This is a genomic window from Streptomyces lancefieldiae, assembly GCF_031845825.1.
In the GTDB taxonomy this organism is placed as follows: Bacteria; Actinomycetota; Actinomycetes; order Streptomycetales; family Streptomycetaceae; genus Streptomyces; species Streptomyces lancefieldiae.
Genome location: NZ_JAVRFH010000351.1, coordinates 1 through 430 on the forward strand (window position 1 = coordinate 1; position 430 = coordinate 430).

1 protein-coding gene is annotated in these 430 nt (G+C 74.4%); it reads right to left on the bottom strand.

The features are described from left to right. A partial coding sequence (locus tag RM812_RS42470; RefSeq protein ID WP_311586392.1) for a DegT/DnrJ/EryC1/StrS family aminotransferase occupies positions 1-353 on the bottom strand: 353 nt, incomplete at its 3' end. Between the last annotated feature and the right edge of the window lie 77 nt (positions 354-430).

Genomic DNA, 430 nt, shown 5'->3' on the forward strand with positions numbered 1-430 from the left:
ACGAGCTCGCCGCCCTGGTGGAGGCCCGGCAGGTGAGTGCCGACGAAGTTCAGGGCGCAGGCGATGACCTGGTCACCGGTCTGCAACTCCAGGCACATGAGAACCATCTCCAGGGCGGTGCCGCCGCCGTTGAAGGCGATCGCGTGCCGGGCGCGGGCCGCCTGCGCGAACGCTTCCTCGAAGGCGGCCACGAGGTCCTTGTTGCGCCACCCTGTCCGCCACGACCGCGACTCCGCCAGCACCTTCTGGACGGCGGCGGTCTCGGCGTCGGTGTACCAGCCGCCCTGGGCCGGTTCGTCGGGCCAGCGCCGTGGGGCGCGGGAGCGGGGCACGGTGGTGGCGTCGGTGGGCATGTCGCGTCTCCTCGGGTGTGGGCCGAGCCGGGCGGGGCCGGCCGGTGGCGGGTGCCAAGCGCTCAGCGGGCGGCGGA